We start from the raw sequence: 19,278 nt of genomic DNA, 5'->3' as shown, positions 1-19,278 counted from the left end.
CGGCTACCCCGCACCGGTGCACCCAGGTCCACCGCGCTTTCTTTCCCGGCGTCCCGGGGCCTGTGGGCGAAGCGCGCCGCGGCGGGTCATCGATGGGAGCCAGCCGTGGTATCCAACAGCATGCGCCGGCTCAGCAGCATGGCCAAGGGAGCGGCCGCCGCCAATGCCGATGCCGCGTAGAGCACCCGCGCAATCACGGTGCTGCCGACGCCGAAAATCAGGAAACCCTGGATGAAGACAAGGCAGAGCAGCGCCATGGGATGCGACGCGGTCCAAGCCAACACGACCCAACCGGCCAGCAGCAGCGGTCCTCCGGAGAAGAGCACCAGGCCCGGTCGCCGATCCGATAGCCGCCCTGCGCTGTTTACGCCGAGGAAGGATCCGAGCCCGAACAGGACCAGCGCGGCCCAAACCCATCCCTCGGCCACGCCGGCGGTGATAGCCGCAACCGGCGCAATGAAGGTGAACGCCGCGAAGGTGCCCCCGTTGACCAGCGCTCCCAGTGCCATGGCCAGGATGAGCGGCCGCGTGGCCAACTGGCTCAGTTCGGCACGCACCGCGTCACCGCCGGGTGGACCGGGGCGTTGCCCGCCATTGGATAGGCTGGAAGCTGCAGCAGAGAACTTCAAGGAGAGACGATGCCCGAACCGCGCCGCATGGCCAATACCACCGAGCTGGCCGCCGGAAAAACCAACGGAGCGATCTGGAAGCTGGAACCCGGGCAGCGCGACCTCGACGCCAACGTGATCTCGCTGGCCCCGTCCGGAGAGATCGGGGAGCACCAGGGCCCGGAGCTGGACGTGGTGCTGCACGTCTTCGCCGGCTCCGGGGTGCTGCATACCGCCAGCGGATCCATCGAGCTGGCCATCGGCGACATCATCTACCTGCCCGCCCGCTCCCAACGGCGCTTCGTGGCCGGCGAAGCGGGCCTGGGCTACTTCTCGGTGCACCAGCGCAAGAAGCGGGCCGGGCTCATGCCCGCCCTGCGTGGCAGCTAGCTCCAGGCCCCGGTCTGGATGAAGCGCTCCAGCTGCGCGGCGTAGGGCTCCAGGTCCAAGCCCTGCTCGGCCACCCACTGCTCGTTGTAGTAGGTGTTCGCGTAGCGCTCGCCGGAGTCGCAGATCAGCGTCACCACCGAGCCCTGCTCGCCGCGTTCGAGCATCTGGGCGATGATTCCGAACGCCGCGTAGAGGTTGGTCCCGGTGGAGCCGCCGGCAAAGTAGCGGGTCTTGGCGCGCAGGAAATGCATGGCTGCCAGCGAGGCGGCATCGGGCACCTGCACCATCTGGTCGATTACCCCTGGCACGAAGCTCGGTTCCACGCTGGGCCGGCCGATCCCCTCGATGCGCGATCCCTGCCCCGTCGCGTAGCCCATGTCCCCGGTGCGCCATCCCCCGTAGAAGGAGGAGCCTTCCGGATCGCCCACGCAGATCCTGGTTTCGTGCCGCTTGTAGCGCGCATAGCGCCCGAAGGTGGCGCTGGTGCCACCAGTCCCGGCGCCGACCACGATCCAGCTGGGGATCGGGTGGGCTTCGGCGGCCATCTGCGCGTACACCGACTCGGCAATGTTATTGTTCCCGCGCCAATCCGTCGCCCGCTCGGCATAGGTGAACTGGTCCAGGTAGTAGCCGCCGGTTTCGGCCGCCAGCGCGCGGGCCGCCTCATCGACCTGGCCGGCCGCGTCCACCAGGTGGCAGCGCCCGCCGTAGAACTCGATCAGCTCGATCTTCTCGCCGCTGGTGGATTTGGGCACCACCGCGATGAAGTCCAGCCCCAGCATCCGCGCGAAGTACGCTTCGGAAACGGCCGTGGATCCGCTGGAGGCCTCCACCAGCGTGGTGCCTTCGTCGATCTTCCCGTTGACCAGCCCGTAGAGGATCAGCGAGCGCGCCAGCCGGTGCTTGAGCGAACCGGTGGGGTGCACCGACTCGTCCTTCAAATAGAGCTCGATCCCCCAGTGGGCGGGAAGTTCGAAGCGATGCAGGTGGGTGTCGGCGCTGCGGTTCGCGTCAGCGTCGAGCAGGGAAATGGCACGGCGTACCCAAAGATCTGTCATGGCTCCACTCTAACCGTGGCGAACGGTTTTAACCCTGGCGGCGTGGTACCTTCGGAATCGTGAAAAGAAGGCTGGTTACCGGCGGTTATGCCGCCATCATCCTGCTCGGCTTGGGCTGGGCGGCGTGGGCGGTGCTTTCCGCCGCCGGGCTGGAAACACTCGCCGGCGGGTGGATGGGGCAGGACGCCACCGTCACCTCGGTGCCGCGCATCGGGCAGCTGCCCTGGTTCGGGCTGATGGCCGCAGTGGCGTTCTACGCGATCTGGCAATGCCTGCCGCAAGAACGCACCGGGTTCCATCGCCGGCTGCGCCCCTGGGTGCTCGGCGCGGTGCTGTGCAATGCGCTGTGGGTGGCGTTCTTGGAGCGCGACCGCATCGGCACCTCGCTGGTGTTCGGCCTGCTCCTGCTGGCATTGCTGATCCGCATCGTGGTGATGATCGGCAAGACCCCTGCCCTGCAGCAAGTGGACCGGTGGATTACCCGCGCCAGTTTCGGGCTGTTCACCGGGTGGCTTTCGGTGATCGTGCTGGCCGAAACTGTCGCCTTCGCCGCCTTGTCCGGGGCCGACGCCAGCTCCCTGATGTTCAAGGGCGCCTGTGCCCTGTCGGTGCTGCTCCTGGCGCTGTTCCTCAGCGCGGTGAGCTTCAAGAATCCCATGGGGATCTACCTGAACGCCGGCGCGCTGTGGGTGATCGGCTGGATCATCGTGGATCGCTACACCGGCCACGCCACCTCTCCCGGGTTTGCCACGGTGCTTTCGATCGCGGCGATACTGATGCTGCTGTGCCTGCTCAGCGCGCTGCGGACCCGCATTCGCAAGCTGCGCCCGCCCGCAGCCTCCCAGTAAATTCCCAGTTCGCAGTCAGCGCAACGGCGCGGCCTTGAGTGCCCACCCCCGGCTGGCTAGGCTGGGAGCTGAGACCTCAAGGTCCACCAGACTCAAGGTCCATCAGAGAGGAACAACATGTCGAAGACTGCCAAGAGCTTGAAGCAAGTTGAAAAGTCGCTGGCGAAACTCGCCAAAGCTGCCAAGGAAGAGCTGCCGAAGGAAATCCGTGGCGGCTGGAACGAGGCCGTCTCCGGTGTCAACACCGAAGCCATCAGCAAGGCCGGCGCCAACCTGATCGAGAATGTCGGCGGGAATTCCAAGGCCGCCAAGCGTGCCCGCGCCTCGGTGGAGAGCGCTGTGCAGGCCGCCCAGAAGAACCTCGCCGCCCAGGACAAGAAGTCCGGCAATGGCGGCAAGTTCCTGGTCATCTCGCTGATCATCGCCATCGTGGCCGCGGTCGTGATTTCGCAGAAGAAGAACTAGCTGTCAATCCCGAAGGCGTGGCACCTGCATAGGTGCCACGCCTTCGCTGTTTTCCCGGTTCCTGCCGCGCGGCCTACTTCGCCCGGGCCCGTGCGGTCTTGAGGGCCGCCGCGGCGCCGAGCAGCGCGATCACTGCACCCACCGGAATCAGCCAGAAGCTGTTCGCACCGGTGGCTGCGAGCTCTTCGCCGGCTTCCGGCCGGGCTGGCCGCGTCTCCTGCGGCGCCTGGGGTGCCTGGGACTGGCCGGCTTCCCGGGTCGGCTCCGGGACCTGCGCAGGGAATTCCCCGCTCGGCTGCGGCGACGGGTTCCGGGTTGGTTCCGCGGCTAGCTCTTCGTCCTGGTCCTTGCCCTCTTCTTCGCCGGGCTCCTCGCTGGGTGCCTGGCCGGCCAGATCGAACACTTCATCCGCCGCACCGAGGTTCGCGAAGACGGTCTCGCCGGTGGCCTCATCCACCGCATCGTTATCGGTCACCACGTAGACCTGGCCATCGGCTACAGCCAGCCCCTCCAGCTTCTCCTGGGTCCAGCCGCTGGTTTCCTGCAGGACCGGCAGCACATCGGCCGCCAGCTTCTTCTGCACCAGCGGCACTTCTCCTGCCTGGGCCTGCGGAAGCCGGAACTGGTAGACCGCCTTGTGCTTGGCGTCCGGCCCCACCTGGTTATCGCGCTCGATCACCGCGTAGGAGCCATCGGGCAGCGCGGTGATTTCCGACAGTCCATTCCATGCACCGTCGGATGCCGGGTCCAGCTGGTAGCCGTACCAGCTGAACTCGCCGGTGGACGGGAGGTATTTGCCCAGGCGGACGACGTCCTCGCCGGGCAGTTCGCGCTGCACCGCGAACACCACTTCTTCCTGCTTCCCGGAGCCGGTCGCGGCGATGCCTTCCAGCCCGTGCTTGCCCAGCCCTGAAAGTGCAGGCAGCGCGATTTCTTCCTGCACCGCACCGGCCGCGTCGATGCGCACCAGCAGGTTTTCCGCCCCGGTTTCCCCTTCATGGGCGGCCCAGAATCCGCCGTCTGCGCGCGCGGCAATGCCTTCCAGATCCAGTTCGACGCTGGCCGAGGTGACCGCCATCGAGGAATCAACGGTGGCCGGGGTCCCGGTTTCCAGGGTGTAGATGCGCGGCTGGTACGCGTTGTCGCTGACCACGAAGAGCTGCGAAGCATCGGCCGGGTTGGCCGACAGCCCGCTGAGCGCACCGAAAGGCACCGGATCGGCGGCATCCGAGGACAGCTGCGGGAACTGCGGCGCGGCGGCGCCGAAGGAGTACAGGGACACCGCCGAGCGCACCCGGCCCTCATCGGTTTCCGAGGCGATGGCCAGCAGGTTGCGCCCGGGGATCGGCAAGATCCCTTCCGGGCCGTTGGTAGTCGGCAAGCTTTGCAGATAGCGCGGGCTGGATGGCTCGGACAGGTCGTACACGGCCACGAAGTTCCCGCGTTCGGCCGCGATGAAGCCGTAGTCCACGCCGCCGAATTCGGCGATGGCCAGGCCCTCGGGCTCAACCCCCTTCTTGCCTGCGCGCTGCTCCGGGAACAAGGCCTGGGACAGCGCGAGGCGCTCGAAGCCATTGCCGGCGTCCCATACCGCTTCGCCGGTGGCGGAGTCGAAGATCGTGAAGTCGCGACTGCCGCCCTTCCAGTCGCCCTCATTGGCCGTGGCCAGGTAGCGATCCTGGATCCAGCCGATGGCATCGGGCTCGCGCGGCACGCCCTTCAGCTCCCCGCTGGGATCGAGCACGCCGTCCTTTTCGGTGTCGATCCCCGCCAGATCCACGGTCCCGGTGCTGAAGGCGCCGGTAATCCCGCCCGAGGCCAGGTCCACCAGCACCACGCCGTTGTTTTCCTGGAGGGTTGCCGCCAGCTGGTTCTTCCCGTTGATCGTGACGTACTCGGGCTCGGGGTCTTGCGGGGTGTCGAGACCGGCCGCGGCCAGCAGCGGCAGCGCAATCGGTTCGGTGCGGGAACCGGAGGTGAGCGGGACTTCGCGCAGCTTCCAGCCGGCCGGGTCCGCGCCTTGCAGGTCCATGATGGCGATCGATCCGGCCGGGGCTTGCGGCAGCGCGCCTTCGCCGGCATCCTCGTCGCGTTCATTCTCGATGGCGATGCCCGCGTAGGCGCCGTCGGCGGACAGCGCGATGGAATCGGGCTGGCCTGGCAGCGCAAAACTGTGCACCAGCGTGCGGTCGGCAATCCGCACCACATCCACCCGCCCCGAGGGGTCGCTGTAGCTGGCCGAGGTGTTCACCACCACGAACACGTAGTCGCCGTGGGCGGCCACGCTGGTGGGCTCGTCCTCGGCGCTGCCCAGCTGGTGCAGGCCCAGCAGGCCCAGGCCCTTCGGTTCGGCAGGGTTGGAAATGTCCAGGAAGCCGACGCTGCGCGAGAGCGCATCGGAGTAGATCAGCGTGTTGCCGTCCGCCGATACGGTGGAGATTTCTGCGGCGGTCTGGGCCGCGGCGCCCTCGGGATGGTTCTGGTAGACCGGGTAGGTGGCCTCGCGTTCGAAGTACTCCCCCGGGTCCGCGGCGGCGGCTAGCGGCGACAGGCTCGCGGCGATGACGGCGGCGGCCAGGACTCCCGGGGCCTTCTTGGATATGCGGTGCACGTAGTTCTCCCCCATGCTGGTTGCGGATGACTCCCCAAGAGTTCCAGCACCACCTAGCCAGAAGGTGAATCTTCGGCAACTGGCAGCCAACCAGCAGGTGTCGGGCGTTCTCCCGCTCACACTTAGTTGAAATTGCGCAACTAAAAGCGGAGAGTGAAGCTGTACCCCAAGGAGAATCATGGAACTGCAACGCATCACCGTTCTGGGCACTGGCGTGCTCGGCACACAAATCATCTTCCAAACCGCCTACCACGGCTTGCCCGTCATCGGCTACGACATCAGCGAGCAAGCGCTGGCCGCCGCAAACCAGCGGCTGGATGCCCTGGTTGCGCAGTACGCCCAGTACTTCGGGAACCCGCAGAAGGCCCAATCCGCCCGCGAGTCCATCGAACTGACCAGCGATCTGGCCGACGCGGTGCGGGAGGCCGACCTGGTCATCGAGGCGGTGCCCGAGAATCTGGAGATCAAGGCGCAGACCTACCGGAAGCTGGCCGTGCTGGCCCCCGAACAAGCCATATTCGCCACCAATTCATCGACCCTGCTGCCCTCGAATATCGCCGAATTCACTGGCCGCCCCGGACAATTCCTCGCCCTGCACTACGCCAACCGCATCTGGTCCAACAACACCGGCGAAGTCATGGGCACACCAGCAACCACCCCCGAAGCCTACGAAGCAGTGGTCGACTTCGCCGAGCGTACCGGGCTGGTCGCGATCCGGGTGCTCAAGGAGCAGCCGGGCTACGTGCTGAACTCGCTGCTGGTCCCCTTCCTGCAGTCCGCCAGCCACCTGCTGGTCAACGGGGTCGCCGATGCGCAGACCATCGACAAGACCTGGAAGCTGGGCACCGGGGCTCCGCATGGTCCGTTCGAGATCTACGACATCGTGGGGCTGAACACCGCCTACAACATTTCCCGTGCAGGCGATGCAACCAGCCAGAAGTTCGCCGAGCTGCTCAAGACCCAGTACATCGACCAGGGCAAGCTCGGCGCGGCGGCCGGCGAAGGGTTCTACAAGTACAACTAGCCGCCGCGGGGCGCGCCACCAGGCAGGGGCGCGCCCTCATCCCAGTCGGCCAGCGGCGGAAGGCTCTTCGGATCCGCTACTTCCAGCCCCACCACGATCCAGTCGTGGTCGAAATCCGTGCCTTCGGGAACATGCAGGGTATCGACCACCGGGACAGGGCCACCTGCCAGTCCCCCGGCCTTCGCCGCACGATCATGATCCCGGTACTGGATGCGCACCACCCGGGCGGCGATTGCTGCCACCGGCACCCCGGTGCCATCGAAGGTGCCGTGGTCATCGAGCTCGAAGGAAATTTCCCCGCGCCCATTGCGCACCTGGGCCAGCTGCCAGCGCACGTGATCGCCTACCGAAAACGCTGAATGGCAGCAGGCATGGAGCGCTCCGTAGATTTCTACTGTGATCTGCATGTTCGGCAATCTACCCGATAGGATTGCCAGGTGGCCCATATAGACGTGACAGACATCCAGTATTTCCTTTCCGACGGCACCCAGCTTCTGGGCGGCGCGGCCTTCAAGGTCACCGCCGGCTCCAAGACCGCGCTGATCGGACCCAACGGCACCGGCAAGACAACCCTGTTCAAGATCATCGCAGGAGACCTGAAGGCCGACGAAGGCTCCATCAACCGCACCGGCACCCTGGGCATCATGCGCCAGTTCGTCGGGCAGGTGCGCGACGACTCCACGGTGAAGGACCTGCTGCTGTCCACCGCCGCACCGGCTTTGGCCCAGGCCGCCGCCAAGGTCGCCGAGTACGAGGCCAAGATGCTCACCAGCGAGGACGAGAAAGTGCACATGCGCTACGCCGAGGCGATCATCGAGTGGGGCGACGCCGGCGGCTACGAGCTGGAAACCACCTGGGACAAGGTCTGCATGGCCGCCTTGGGCATCGGGTTCGACAAGGCCGGGGACCGGCTGGCGCGCACCCTGTCCGGCGGCGAGCAGAAGCGCCTGGTCCTCGAAGCGCTCTTCGAAGGCAACGACGAACTGCTGCTGCTCGACGAGCCGGATAACTACCTTGACGTGCCCGGCAAACGCTGGCTGGACGAGATCATGTCCCGCTCCAACAAGACCGTGCTGTTCATCAGCCACGACCGCGAGCTGCTGGACAACGCCGCCACCCGCATCGTGACCCTGGAACCGGGCCACGGCGGGGCCACCGCCTGGGTGCACGGCGGCGCGTTCGGCTCCTATGTGGAAGCCCGCAAGGAGCGCAACGAGCGCTTCGAAGAGCTGCGCAAGCGCTGGGACGAGGAGCACGCCAAGCTCAAGGAACTGGTCAACATGTACAAGACCAAGGCCGCGTTCCGCTCCGACATGGCCAACCGCTACCAGGCGGCCACCACCCGGCTGGAGAAGTTCCTGGAGGCCGGCCCGCCGCAGGCGATCCCGCTGGAGCAGAACGTGCAGATGCGGTTGAAGGGCGGGCGCACCGCCAAGCGCGCAGTCGTGGCCGAAAAACTCGAGCTGACCGGGCTGATGAAGCCCTTCAATACCGAAATCTGGTTCGGCGACCGCGTGGGCGTGCTGGGTTCCAATGGCTCGGGCAAGTCGCACTTCCTGCGCCTGCTGGCCTCCGGCGGATCCGATCCGGAGCGCGAGCACCTGCCGGTGTCCGATGTGGTGATCGCCCCGGTGGCGCATGCCGGCACGGTGAAGCTCGGCGCCCGGATCCGCCCGGGCTACTTCGCCCAGACCCACAGCCGCCCGGACCTGTTTGGCCGCACCCTGCTCGAAATCCTGCACCGCGGCGACGAGCACCGCTCCGGAATGCCGCGCGAGGCGGCAGCCGGCGCGCTGGATGGCTACGGCCTGGCCGGGCAGTCCGAGCAGAAGTTCGAATCGCTCTCCGGTGGCCAGCAGGCGCGGTTCCAGATCCTGCTGCTGCAGCTGTCCGGGGCGACCCTGCTGCTGCTCGATGAACCCACCGATAACTTGGACCTGCATTCGGGCGAAGCGCTGGAACGGGCCATCGACGCGTTCGAGGGCACCGTGCTGGCGGTGACCCACGACCGCTGGTTCGCCCGCGGCTTCGACCGTTTCCTGGTCTTCGGCTCCGACGGCACCGTCTACGAGTCCGACGAGCCGGTCTGGGACGAGGCCCGGGTGCAGCGCAAGCGCTAGGCTGCCTCCTGCATGGAGCGCCAGGTGCTGCGGGCTTTCCAGCAGCTGAATCCGGCGGCCGCGGCCAGCACGCAGAGGGCGGTCCAACCCGCAGCCGGCGGCGTGGACCACCGCTCGTTCTGCGCGAACAGCGCCGGGATGGTGCTGCTCGGGATGCCGGCGCTGAGCATCAACCATGCGGTGGCCACGGGCACCTGGACCGGGCCGAGCCGGCGCAGCCCCAGCCCGTCGGAGAGGAACAGGCCCAGCCACATCAGCGCCCAGGCCAGCCAGATGACCGCGAACAGCGGGTCCGGGCCGATGGACAGCACGCTCTTGTAGAGCGCGATCGCGGCTACGAACGCGCTGAACCAGCCCAGCGCGGCCGGGTCGAAACCGAACAGGGTGTTGAACCCGACCAGCAGATAGGTCATCCCGAACAGGTAGCTGGGCCAGGTGGCATTGACCAGTGCGATGTCGCTGCCTGCCTGGCTGAGTATCAAGGTCGGCAACATGATCTGCAGCCCGCCGACCATCAGGTTGAGCACCGCCGCCGAACGGGCCGGAATCCGGCCCAGCCCCACCAGCGCATTCACACTCAGAATCAGTCCTACGAATACGAGCCCCACATGGGCCATCTCATCCTCCACTCGCGAAGGGCACCCACGCCTGGCCGGTCGCCCACTGAGCTCAGTTTCAGCGCAGCCGCCGGGCCTTGGCAAGTTCGCACCGGTTCGTTACTCCACGAGCTTGCCTGCCTGCGATACCTCGGTGATCAGCGCGGCCACTTCCGCAGGCACTTCGGGGATCGGCTCACGGGTGATGCCCTCAGGCGACCAGATGAGGTTCACCTGCAGCTGCGGATCGGTGTGCGGATAGTCGCTGCGGTTATGGCAGCCGCGGGTTTCCCGGCGCTCCAGCGCCGACTCCAAGGTGGCGCGCGCGGCCAGAGCCGAGGACTTCAGGTCGAAGGCGTGGCACAGGTCCTGGTAGCCGGCGATGTCCGGGTGGATGCCCACCCGCGCCATCCGCGCTTCGACCTCTGCCAGTTTCTCCAGCCCCAGCTTCAGCCCCGCCTCCTCGCGCACGACTCCGGCGTGCTGGGTCATGATGTCGCGGATCGCCCGCTGCAGGGACCGGACATTTTCCTGCCCATCGGCGGCCAGCAGCCGGTCCACTTCCCCGCGCGCCTTCTCGATGGCCGCCTGCGAACGCGGCTGGGAAGTGAGCGCACGCGAATACCGGGCAGCTCCCTGCCCGACGATCCGGCCGAAGACCAGCAGCTCGATCAGCGAGTTGCCGCCCAGCCGGTTGGCCCCGTGCAGGCCCGAGGAGGCTTCACCGATCGCGTACAGGCCGGGGACCGCCGTCTCGTGGGTGAGCGGGTCCACCTGCACCCCGCCCATGGAATAGTGCGCCGTCGGGGCGATCTCGATCTTCTGCTCGGTAATGTCCAGCATCTGCTCCTCGAGCAGCGTCTGGTAGACCCGGGGCAGCCGTTCCATGATGGTGGCCCGGGGCAGGTGCGAGACATCCAGCCAGACCCCGCCCTTGACGGTGCCGCGCCCGGCGGCGATCTCGGTGTAGGCGGCCAGGGCGACCCGGTCGCGGGTGGACAATTCCATGCGCTGGGGATCGTAGCGCTCCATGAAGCGTTCGCCCAGGGCGTTGGTCAGGATCCCGCCTTCGCCGCGGGCCGCCTCGGAGACCAGGGTCCCGGCCACCGATTCGGGTTCGATGATGCCCGAGGGGTGGAATTGTACGAGCTCGGCATCGCGCAGCCGGGCACCGGCCTCCACGGCCAGGCGGAAGGCGTCGCCGGTGTTCTCGTCGCGCCGCGAGCTGCTGCGCCGCCAGATGCGGGTGTGGCCGCCGGCGGCCAGGATGACCGCGTCGGCATGGATCAGGTACCCGGTGCCGTCGTTGACGTCGAAGCCGTAGGCGCCGAAGATCCGCCCCTCGGCGACCAGCAGCTCGGTGATATAGACCGAGTCCAGGATCGGGACCTGCAGCTGCTGCGCACGGCGGACCAGGGTGCGCTGGATTTCCAGCCCGGTGTAGTCCCCGGCGAAGGCGGTGCGCCGGAATTTGTGGGCACCGAAGAAGCGCTGGGAGATCCGGCCGTCGGTTTCGCGGGCGAAGTTCATGCCGTAGCGTTCCAGGTCCTCGATGCCGCGGGCCGCGCCTTGGGCGACCACCTGCACGGTGCGCGGATCGGCCAGGTAGTAGCTTTCCTTGATGGTGTCCGCCGCGTGCTGCTGCCAGCTGTCCTCGGCGTCCATCGTGCCCAGTGCGGCGTTGATGCCGCCGGCGGCCAGCGCGGTGTGCGCGTCGTGGCGCGGGCGCTTGCCCACGGCCAGCACGTCGGTGCCCGATTCTGCCAGCTCGATGGCCGCGCGCAAGCCTGAACCGCCGGTGCCGATGACCAGTACGGAGGTGGATATCTGCTGTTCGTTTCTCATGGTTTCCAGCATCGCCCCGCGCCCAGAATACGTCCAATGAATTATTGGCATGATGTTGATAGCAGTAGGCTATGCACCATGAACCTAGAGCAATTGCGCGGCTTCACCGCCATCGCCGAAGTGGGGCACTTCACCCGGGCCGCCGAGCAGCTGCACCTGGCCCAGCCATCGCTCAGCCGGCAGATCGCCACGCTGGAACAGGAACTGGGCTCCGAGCTGTTCCACCGGGCCCGCGGCAACATCACGCTTACCGCCGCCGGGCAGGCATTGCTGCCCCGTGCGCGCCGGATACTGGCCGACGAGGAGTCCATCCGCACCGAAATGGCCGACCTGGCCGGGCTGCATCGCGGGCGGGTGCGCCTGGGCGCCCCGCCTACCCTGTGCGTGTCGCTGGTCGCCGAGGCGCTGTCCATCTTCCGCACCCGCTACCCCGGGGTGCAACTGCAGATTTTCGAAGCGGGCTCGCACAAGCTGCTGGAGCAGCTGGACGGCGGCGCACTGGATCTGGCGCTCATCGTGACCTCGGAGCATGCGGTGAACGACAACCATCTGGAGAACCTGCCGCTGCTCGAAGAGGAATTGGTGGTCATCGACGCACTGGAGCACCCGCACCTAGCTGGCCAGGAGCTTGATTTGCGCGCGTTGGCTCCGGTGCCCCAGCTGGCCTTCTCGCACAGCTACGACCTGCGCGCCAGCACCGCCCTGGCCTACAAGAACGCCGGCCTGGTGCCCAATATCGTCGTGGAAGGCGGGGAGATGGACGCGGTGCTGCGCTTCGTGCAGCGCGGGCTCGGAGTCGCCGTGGTTCCGGCGACGGTGGCGCTGGACGCTCCGGGAGTGCGCTCCATTGCCTTGCGCGAACCGCTGGCCCGCACCATCGGGCTGGCGCACCGGCGCGATGTCTCATTGACCCGAGCCGCCGCGGCCATGGCGCAGCTGCTGGCCGAAACCGCGCAGCAGCTGGCCGCCGGCCACGGGCAAATCAACTCCCTAGCTTGATCCCCAGGTGGTTGGCCATCGCCTCGGCGAGCAGGCTCAGCTGCAGCGCACTGATCCGTGCCCCGCGCAACCCGTCGACCCCCTCAACCTGGGCGAAGTCCAGCCCCTGCAGGTCGACCTCGCGCAATTGCGCCCCGGCAGCGGTAATTTGCCCGGCCCGCGAATCGACGAAGCCCAGGCGCTGGATCTGCCCGCCCAGGTCGATCTCCTCGAATTGGCAATTGACGAAGAGCACATCGCGCACCGTTGCACCGCGCAAATTCAGCCAGCCGAATTTGCAGTTCTCGAATACCACGCCATCGAGCTGGGCCTCGGCGAAATCCGCGGAACCGAAGCGGCTGTGGGTCACCCGCACATCGTTGAGGAACGCACCAGCGGCTTGCAGGGCGGGAGCCCCGGATTGGTCCAGTTCGCACTGGATTAGCCGGGCGTTGCGCAAGGCCTCGATCTGCACGGAGCTGAAACGGCATTCCTCCAGCCGCGCGCCATCGGCCGCCAGCGGCTCATCGAAATCCCTGAAGTGCAGCAGTTCAACGTAGTCATCGCCCAGATCCCCGCGGTAGCCAGGGGCCAGTTCGGGCAGGGTGAAGCGTCGGATTCTCGGTGCCAATGCGCGTCCTTAAAGTGCTTGCTTCGCAGCCAGGTTCCCGGCCACGTCATCCAGTGCCGCATCCAGGTGCGGCCAGCGGAACTCGTACCCGGTCCCCTGCAGCACCCCGGGCAGCGCCCAGCGGGACTTGAGCAGCATTTCCGGTTCCACGCGCAGCACGAACATGGCCGGCTCCAGCATCCAACGATACGCGGGCAGCCCGAATTTCGCGCCGGTGGCGCGGCGCAGCGAGGCCATCAGCGCCCGGTTGGCAACCGGGTTCGGCGAGCTGAGGTTGACCGGGCCGGTGATTTCGCGGTGGTCGATGATATGCCCGATCGCGCCGATCGCATCATCGACATGGATCCAGCTGAAGCGCTGGTTCCCGCGCGTGCGGTGCCAGCCGCTGCGTTCGGCTCCGCTCGGATCCGGGCCGATGCCGCGGTAGCGCCGATGCGCCGGCCACCAGCTATCATGCTGCGCCCCGCCCAGCCCGAGCCGTGCAACGGCAAGCAGCTTGCGCGTGGCCGGGCCGTCGCCGAGCACGATGGCCATGCGCAGGGCGACCCGGCGCGTGGGCAGCTCGCCGCGGAAGAACTCGCGTTCCCAGTTGCGCGCCACATCCACCGAGAACCCTTCGCCGATCCGGCCGTCCTCGGTGTTCGGCGCGTCCATGCTGTGCCGGTAGATGGTCGCGGTGGACGCGTTCAGCCAAAGCGCCGGCGGATCAGCTGCCTGGGACACTGCCTCGTGCAGCGCGCGGGTCGTGTCCACGCGCGAGGCGAGGATCTCGTTGCGCGCCGCTTCGTGATAGCGGCAGCCGACATTCTTCCCGGCCAGATTGACCAGCAGTTCTGCACCATCGATGAGTGCCGCCAGCGCCGGGCCATCGCCCCACTGCGCATCCGCTGCACGGCCGCGGCCGATGACCGCCACCTGGTATCCAGCCCCGCGCAGCTGCGCGATCAGCCGTTCGCCAATGAACCCGCTGGCTCCTGCCACTACCGCCCGCCGTGCAGCGCTCTGCATCGTTCCCCGCTCAGAAGTCGTTGATCACCAGTTTCTTCATCTTCAGCATATGCTCGAATGCGCCGGGTCGCTCCATCAGCTCGCCCATGTTCGAGGGCACGATCTGCCAGCTCACCCCGAATTTGTCGGTCAGCCAGCCGCAGGCCTCGGCTTCAGGCACCGCGGACAGCGCCTCCCAGACGCGGTCGATCTCCGCCTGGCCGTCGCATGGCCATTCCAGCGAGACGCCGGGGGTGAAGGTGAAGTCCTGCGGCACGGCCGAATCCATGGCCGCTACGCAATCCTCGCCGAGCGTGAATTGGGCGTACATCAGCGCTTCGGCGGTAGCGGCTTCGGTCGGTTCCCCGTACGGGAAGGCGCTGTCCAGTTTTGCGCCGAGCACCTGGCTGTAGTACTCGATGGCCTCGACCGCGCGGTTCTGGGCCGCACCGCCGAACATCAGCGCAGGAAAGACCGAGGCGCGCGGCTCAACGGGCTCATCGGACTCCATCAGCTGCCAGGAGACACCGTACTTGTCGTTCACCCAGCCGTAGCGCGCGCTGAACGGGTAGGTGTCCAGCGGCATCAGCGCCGTGCCGCCCTCCAGCAGCGCGGCCCAGGTGGCATCGAGGGACTCGCGCTGGCCGGCGTTGAAGACCACGATGATCGAGATCGCCGGATTCGGCATGAATTCCTGGCCCGCGTTGATCAGCGTGATCTTGGTTCCCCGCACCCACAGCGAAACGGTCAGCGCCTTGCCGGCGAAGGGTTCCTGGAATTCCAGCAGGCCCTCGGTGGGATAGCGCGATTCGACTTCGGTTTTTGCCTCTGGCAGGGCGCGGGCATAGAATTCCCCCGCTTCCTCTGCAGTGCCTTGCATCCATAAATTGACGGTGAGCTTTTGCATGACGGTCCTCCTAGCTGGGCGATGCTCCAAAGCTACCCCGCAGGGCCCTCCAGCAACAGATGGGCCAGCGAACTTTCAGCCCCGATTCATCTGCTCGTCCCGCGTTGTTCGCCCGGTGAACTCGTCCATCGAGCGGTATACGCCGATAACCTTGCCGGCCACGAAATCCCAGGCCGGTCGCGGCAGCACGCCGCGCAGCAGCTGGCCCAGCTTGCTGGTCCACGGCATCAGCACCAGCGGCGTGCCGGCAAGCATCGCCCGCCACGCCCGGTCCACCACGACTTCCGGCTCCAGTATCGGGGTCAGCAGCATCGGCTTGGCGCCCGCGAACATCCCGGTGCTGATATAGGTCGGGCAAATGGTGCTCACGGCGATCTGGTCGTTGCCTTCCAGCTCCAGCCGCAGCGAATCGCTGAAGGACAGGGCCGCGGCCTTGGAGGCCGCGTAGACGCTCATATTCGGGTTGGACACCAGCGCGGCCGCCGAGGCGATGGTCAGCACCCGGCCCTTGCCCCGTCGGCCCAGCTGCGGAAGCAGGGCGTGGGTCAAGTACATCGGGGCGAGCGCGTTCACCTGCATGGCCGCGGTGATCTGCGCGGTGCTGTGCTTCGCGAAGGAGGTGCCGGTGACCACCCCGGCGTTGTTGACCAGCACGTCGATTCCCCCGCCCTCCACCGCCGTGGCGGCGTAGCGCTGGATTTGGCTCTGGTCGGCAATGTCCACCACATGGGTCTCGACAGTGCCGCCGAGCTGGCGCAGCTCCTCGGCAGCCGCGTCGAGCTTGGCCGCGTCGATGTCCCAGATGACCACCCGTGCCGCGCCCTCGAGGCAAGCCTGCCTGGCGAAAAGCAAACCCATGCCCTGCGCGGCCCCGGTGACAAGGACGTGCAAACCGGCTACCGACTGGAGAGGTGTCTTGCCCATCAGTGAACTCCTTGAGGATCAGTATGGCAACAGCCTAGCCTGTGGCGCGGATTACACTTGGCTCATTTTCATCGAGCGCGCCCAGCAAACACCGCTAGCCTTGGATCATTGGACCGACTCGTCGAAAGGACGACCGTGCGCATTGACCGCCTGGACGCGGATTTGATCGAACTGCTCACCGAATCGCCGATGCTTCCGGTGATGGAGTGCGCCCGGCGCTTGGGTGTTGCCCGCGGCACGATCAGCAGCCGGCTGGCCCGGCTCCACGAGGCCGGCGTGATCCAGGGCATCGTCCCGCGGGTCAAGCCTGCGGGGTTCGGGTACACGCTGGTCGCGTTCTGCCAGGTGGAGATCATCCAGCGCTATGGGCACGATCCGGTCGCGAGCGCATTGGAGGAATCCATCCCGGAAATCCTCGACATGTACACCGTGACCGGCAGTTCGGACTTGCAGCTGCGCGTTGTGGCCCGGACCCCCGAGGACCTGCAGGCGATTTTCAACCGCATCAACAAGGTGCCGGGTGTGGCAAGGACCTCATCCTCCTTCGCCCTGCACGAGCATTTCCAGGGAAGGACACTGCCACTGGTCGCAGCGTGCGCTAGGGCCGAGGCAGAAGTGGAAAACACTGGGCAGATTGACTAGTAAAATGGGTTGATTGGCGGCGATTGCTATGCAGCCTGCATAGAAACAGGGTTTGCGATTGCGCCGGCAGATTCATTCAACCTACAGTCGATGCTTGTGAATCGCGACACGCGAGGATATGAGCAGGGCCACCGCTGACCACGCACCACGGCTTTGTCATACGAACGATTGCCAACCTCGTGCAGCTCTGGCAGTCAGAGAGGAAACTCATGACCCTTCACCAGCGCCCCTCCTTGCAGGAAGTGCCCGCTTACAAGCAGGGCAAGCCCGCAGCCGCTGGAGCCTCCAAGCTCTCATCCAACGAATCCCCGCATAGCCCGCTGCCCTCGGTGCTGTCCAGCATCCAGGAGGGCCTGGCCACCATCCACCGCTACCCGAGCATCGCGGCGCCCGAATTGACCGGCGCCCTCAGCTCGCAGTTCGGCGTCCCGGCGGAGCACATCACCCTGGGCGCGGGCTCGGTCGAGGTCGCGGCCCAGATCATCCATGCGGTTGCCGCCGAGGGCGACGAAGTCATCTACGCGTGGCGCTCCTTCGAGGCGTATCCTTCGCTGGTGCGGATCGCCGGAGCCACCCCGGTCGAGGTGCCCCTGGATGCCGATAGCCGCCACGATCTGCCCGCCATGCTGGCCGCGATCACCGATAAGACCCGATTGGTCTTCATCTGCAACCCGAACAACCCGACCGGCACGGTGGTGGAGGCCCGCGCGCTGGATGAGTTCATCAATGCCGTGCCGCGCAACGTGCTGGTCGTCGTCGACGAAGCCTACGTGCACTTCGACCGCTCGGCCGTGCGGGCCGATGGCATCGAGCTGTTCCGCAAGTACCCGCATGTGGCCGTGCTGCACACCTTCTCCAAGGCCTACGGCCTGGCTGGCCTGCGCGTCGGATACGCCATCAGCCCGCTGGAAGTTGCCGGGAACCTGCGCAAGGTGGCCGTGCCATTTGGCGTCTCCGACTTGGCACAGCGCGCGGCGGTGGCCTCGCTGGCCGCCATCGGCGAGCTGTCGCTGCGCATCGAGGAAGTCGTCACCCAGCGCGAACGGATGTACGAGGGCCTGGCCGCTGCCGGGTACCCGGTCGTGAAGTCGCAGGCGAACTTCGTCTGGGTGGATGCCGGCGAGGCAACCGAAGAGCTTGAAGCCAAGCTCGCCGCCGGCGGTGTAGTGGTTCGCGCCTTCCCCGGAGACGGGTTGAGGATTTCCTCCGGTACCGCACACGACGTCGATCGCGTGCTCGCGGCCCTGCCCGTCCAGGAGGCCACCGCGTGAGCGCAGTCAAAGCCCCCGAGCAGCTGCATACCGGGCTGACCCGGCGCCAGATCTCCATGATGGGCCTGGGCGGCGCGATCGGCGCTGGCCTGTTCGTCGGCTCCGGCCAGGCCATTTCCATCGCTGGTCCGGCAGTGCTGGTCTCCTACCTGATCGCTGGAACCGTGATCATCGTGATCATGGCCATGCTCGCGGAGATGGTAGCCGCCAATCCGTCCTCCGGCGCGTTCTCCACCTTCGCTGGCCAAGCCATGGGGCGCAGCGCAGGGTCAACCCTGGGCTGGCTCTACTGGATCCAGCTGGTCGTGGTGATCGCAGCCGAGGCAACCGGGGCCGCGGCCATTACCGCCGGCTGGGTTCCGGCCTTCCCGCAGTGGGCATGGGTGCTCGGCTTCGTGGTGGTCCTGACCGGAGCGAATCTGCTCGGCGTAAGGAATTACGGCCGTTTCGAATACTGGTTTGCCGTGATCAAGGTGGCTGCGATCATCGCGTTCCTGGTCTTCGGCGCCTTGGTGCTGACCCGGGTGATCCCGACGCCGGAACCAGTTGGCTTCGCCAATCTGGCCGCCCATGGCGGCTTCGCCCCCGGTGGCATGGCCGGCATCGCCGCCGCAGTCCTGATCGTCATCTTCTCCTTCGGCGGTACCGAGGTGGTGTCCATCGCGGCCGCCGAGTCCAAGGACCCGGCCGGCAACATCAAGCGCGTGGTCAAGTCCGTGATGATGCGTATCCTGTTCTTCTACCTCGGCTCGATCCTGGTCATTGTCGCCCTGGTGCCCTGGAATGATCCGGCGATCGTGGACGGCCCATTTGCGGCTGCACTGGATGTCATGCACATTCCAGGCGTGGGCTTCTTGATGAACGCCGTGGTCGTGGTCGCCTTGCTTTCGGCGATGAACGCGAATATCTACGGTTCCTCGCGCATGCTGTACTCGCTGGGCCAGCGCAAGCTCGCCCCGAGCGCCGTCACCCACGTGACCGGCAAGGGCGTGCCGTCGAAGGCCGTGATCGCCTCCGTGGCCTTCTCCTTCCTGGCCGTGGGCCTGAACTGGATCTGGCCCGAGGCTGTGATGCCGATCTTGCTGAACGTGGTGGGTTCGACCATCATCTTCATCTGGGCGTTCATTGCCGTGACGCAGCTGATCCTGCGTCGCCGCGCGGACCGCGATGGCGGGCATCTGCCGTTGCGGCTGTGGGGTTTCCCAGGCCTGTCGATCGCTACGATCATCGTCCTTGCGGCGATTGTCGCCATCGCGATGACTGATCCCGCGGCGCGCACCCAGCTGCTGCTCACCGGCGGGCTGACCGCCGTGATCTGGGTGATCTCCAAGATCGCGCTGCGCGATAAGCGCGAGGAACCGGCGGACGCCTAG

General features: G+C 66.7%; 18 protein-coding genes and 1 pseudogene. 9 read left to right on the top strand and 10 right to left on the bottom strand.

All coding sequences use genetic code 11. The annotated features are described in order from the left end of the window. Positions 1 to 167 precede the first annotated feature (167 nt). Positions 168 to 554: pseudogene (locus EDF61_RS03615) on the bottom strand (Cmx/CmrA family chloramphenicol efflux MFS transporter); the annotation flags it as partial. An 84-nt stretch (positions 555 to 638) separates the two neighbouring features. Between EDF61_RS03615 and EDF61_RS03610 the strand changes: the two are divergent. Continuing rightward, a complete protein-coding gene (locus tag EDF61_RS03610; RefSeq protein ID WP_105658528.1) occupies positions 639 to 998 on the top strand; it encodes a cupin domain-containing protein in 360 nt (119 codons plus the stop codon). On the opposite strand, the gene EDF61_RS03605 is transcribed toward EDF61_RS03610, so the two are convergent. Further along, positions 995 to 2,056 (bottom strand): PLP-dependent cysteine synthase family protein, encoded by a 1,062-nt coding sequence (locus tag EDF61_RS03605; protein ID WP_105661400.1) that lies wholly within the window; start codon positions 2,054 to 2,056, stop codon positions 995 to 997. The genes EDF61_RS03610 and EDF61_RS03605 overlap by 4 nt on opposite strands. A gap of 59 nt (positions 2,057 to 2,115) precedes the next feature. Here EDF61_RS03605 and EDF61_RS03600 point away from each other — a divergent pair, with 59 nt between their 5' ends. Both EDF61_RS03600 and EDF61_RS03595 read left to right on the top strand, forming a co-directional pair. Continuing rightward, positions 2,116 to 2,904 carry a TspO-related membrane protein gene (locus EDF61_RS03600; RefSeq protein WP_105661401.1) on the top strand — a complete coding sequence of 263 codons (789 nt, stop codon included), beginning with the start codon at positions 2,116 to 2,118 and terminating at the stop codon, positions 2,902 to 2,904. Between the two features lie 117 nt (positions 2,905 to 3,021). Then, the gene (locus EDF61_RS03595; RefSeq protein ID WP_133833294.1) at positions 3,022 to 3,369 is read left to right on the top strand and encodes a hypothetical protein; all 348 of its coding nucleotides are present in this window, start codon (positions 3,022 to 3,024) and stop codon (positions 3,367 to 3,369) included. Positions 3,370 to 3,442: 73 nt separating this feature from the next. Here the strand turns inward: EDF61_RS03595 and EDF61_RS03590 are convergent, their stop codons facing one another. Beyond that, complete coding sequence (locus tag EDF61_RS03590; protein WP_286172089.1) at positions 3,443 to 5,980, bottom strand: esterase-like activity of phytase family protein; 2,538 nt, start codon at positions 5,978 to 5,980, stop codon at positions 3,443 to 3,445. A gap of 178 nt (positions 5,981 to 6,158) precedes the next feature. Here EDF61_RS03590 and EDF61_RS03585 point away from each other — a divergent pair, with 178 nt between their 5' ends. Then, on the top strand, positions 6,159 to 7,004 hold the full coding sequence (locus EDF61_RS03585; RefSeq protein ID WP_133833292.1) for a 3-hydroxyacyl-CoA dehydrogenase: 846 nt from the start codon (positions 6,159 to 6,161) through the stop codon (positions 7,002 to 7,004). Here EDF61_RS03585 and EDF61_RS03580 read toward each other — a convergent pair. Then, entirely contained in the window at positions 7,001 to 7,411 is a 411-nt protein-coding gene (locus EDF61_RS03580; RefSeq protein ID WP_133833291.1) for a hypothetical protein, read from the bottom strand. The two genes, EDF61_RS03585 and EDF61_RS03580, sit on opposite strands and share 4 nt — an antisense overlap. A 30-nt stretch (positions 7,412 to 7,441) precedes the next feature. Between EDF61_RS03580 and EDF61_RS03575 the strand changes: the two genes are divergently transcribed. Beyond that, positions 7,442 to 9,124 carry an ABC-F family ATP-binding cassette domain-containing protein gene (locus EDF61_RS03575; protein WP_133833290.1) on the top strand — a complete coding sequence of 561 codons (1,683 nt, stop codon included), beginning with the start codon at positions 7,442 to 7,444 and terminating at the stop codon, positions 9,122 to 9,124. Here the strand turns inward: EDF61_RS03575 and EDF61_RS03570 are convergent. Continuing rightward, complete coding sequence (locus tag EDF61_RS03570) at positions 9,121 to 9,741, bottom strand: AmiS/UreI family transporter (RefSeq protein ID WP_133833289.1); 621 nt, start codon at positions 9,739 to 9,741, stop codon at positions 9,121 to 9,123. The two genes, EDF61_RS03575 and EDF61_RS03570, sit on opposite strands and share 4 nt — an antisense overlap. 99 nt (positions 9,742 to 9,840) lie before the next feature. After that, positions 9,841 to 11,565: an FAD-dependent oxidoreductase gene (locus EDF61_RS03565; protein ID WP_133833288.1), complete on the bottom strand. Its 1,725-nt coding sequence runs from the start codon at positions 11,563 to 11,565 to the stop codon at positions 9,841 to 9,843. Between the two features lie 78 nt (positions 11,566 to 11,643). Here EDF61_RS03565 and EDF61_RS03560 point away from each other — a divergent pair, with 78 nt between their 5' ends. Beyond that, positions 11,644 to 12,564: a LysR family transcriptional regulator gene (locus EDF61_RS03560; protein WP_133833287.1), complete on the top strand. Its 921-nt coding sequence runs from the start codon at positions 11,644 to 11,646 to the stop codon at positions 12,562 to 12,564. Here the strand turns inward: EDF61_RS03560 and EDF61_RS03555 are convergent. The 4 genes from EDF61_RS03555 to EDF61_RS03540 all read right to left on the bottom strand — a co-directional run bounded on the left by EDF61_RS03555 (position 12,548) and on the right by EDF61_RS03540 (position 15,992). Beyond that, positions 12,548 to 13,174: a pentapeptide repeat-containing protein gene (locus tag EDF61_RS03555; RefSeq protein ID WP_133833286.1), complete on the bottom strand. Its 627-nt coding sequence runs from the start codon at positions 13,172 to 13,174 to the stop codon at positions 12,548 to 12,550. The genes EDF61_RS03560 and EDF61_RS03555 overlap by 17 nt on opposite strands. Before the next feature lie 9 nt (positions 13,175 to 13,183). Beyond that, positions 13,184 to 14,182, bottom strand: coding sequence for an epimerase (locus EDF61_RS03550; protein WP_133833285.1), 999 nt, complete (start codon positions 14,180 to 14,182; stop codon positions 13,184 to 13,186). 10 nt (positions 14,183 to 14,192) lie between these two features. Continuing rightward, entirely contained in the window at positions 14,193 to 15,068 is an 876-nt protein-coding gene (locus tag EDF61_RS03545) for a VOC family protein (RefSeq protein WP_105661415.1), read from the bottom strand. Between the two features lie 75 nt (positions 15,069 to 15,143). After that, complete coding sequence (locus tag EDF61_RS03540; RefSeq protein WP_133833284.1) at positions 15,144 to 15,992, bottom strand: SDR family NAD(P)-dependent oxidoreductase; 849 nt, start codon at positions 15,990 to 15,992, stop codon at positions 15,144 to 15,146. 108 nt (positions 15,993 to 16,100) lie between these two features. On the opposite strand from EDF61_RS03540, the gene EDF61_RS03535 reads away from it, so the two are divergent. From EDF61_RS03535 to EDF61_RS03525, 3 genes are all read left to right on the top strand, one after another. Continuing rightward, positions 16,101 to 16,634 carry an Lrp/AsnC family transcriptional regulator gene (locus EDF61_RS03535; protein ID WP_286172087.1) on the top strand — a complete coding sequence of 178 codons (534 nt, stop codon included), beginning with the start codon at positions 16,101 to 16,103 and terminating at the stop codon, positions 16,632 to 16,634. A 209-nt stretch (positions 16,635 to 16,843) separates the two neighbouring features. After that, a complete protein-coding gene (hisC, locus tag EDF61_RS03530) occupies positions 16,844 to 17,905 on the top strand; it encodes a histidinol-phosphate transaminase (RefSeq protein ID WP_105661417.1) in 1,062 nt (353 codons plus the stop codon). Next, positions 17,902 to 19,278: an amino acid permease gene (locus EDF61_RS03525; RefSeq protein WP_105658504.1), complete on the top strand. Its 1,377-nt coding sequence runs from the start codon at positions 17,902 to 17,904 to the stop codon at positions 19,276 to 19,278. Before hisC ends, EDF61_RS03525 begins: the two co-directional genes overlap by 4 nt.

The sequence above is a fragment of the Arthrobacter sp. JUb115 genome, assembly GCF_004365035.1.
Taxonomy (GTDB): domain Bacteria; phylum Actinomycetota; class Actinomycetes; order Actinomycetales; family Micrococcaceae; genus Glutamicibacter.
The sequence above is the reverse complement of the archived record's forward strand: the minus strand, read 5'-3'. Positions and strand labels throughout refer to the sequence as shown.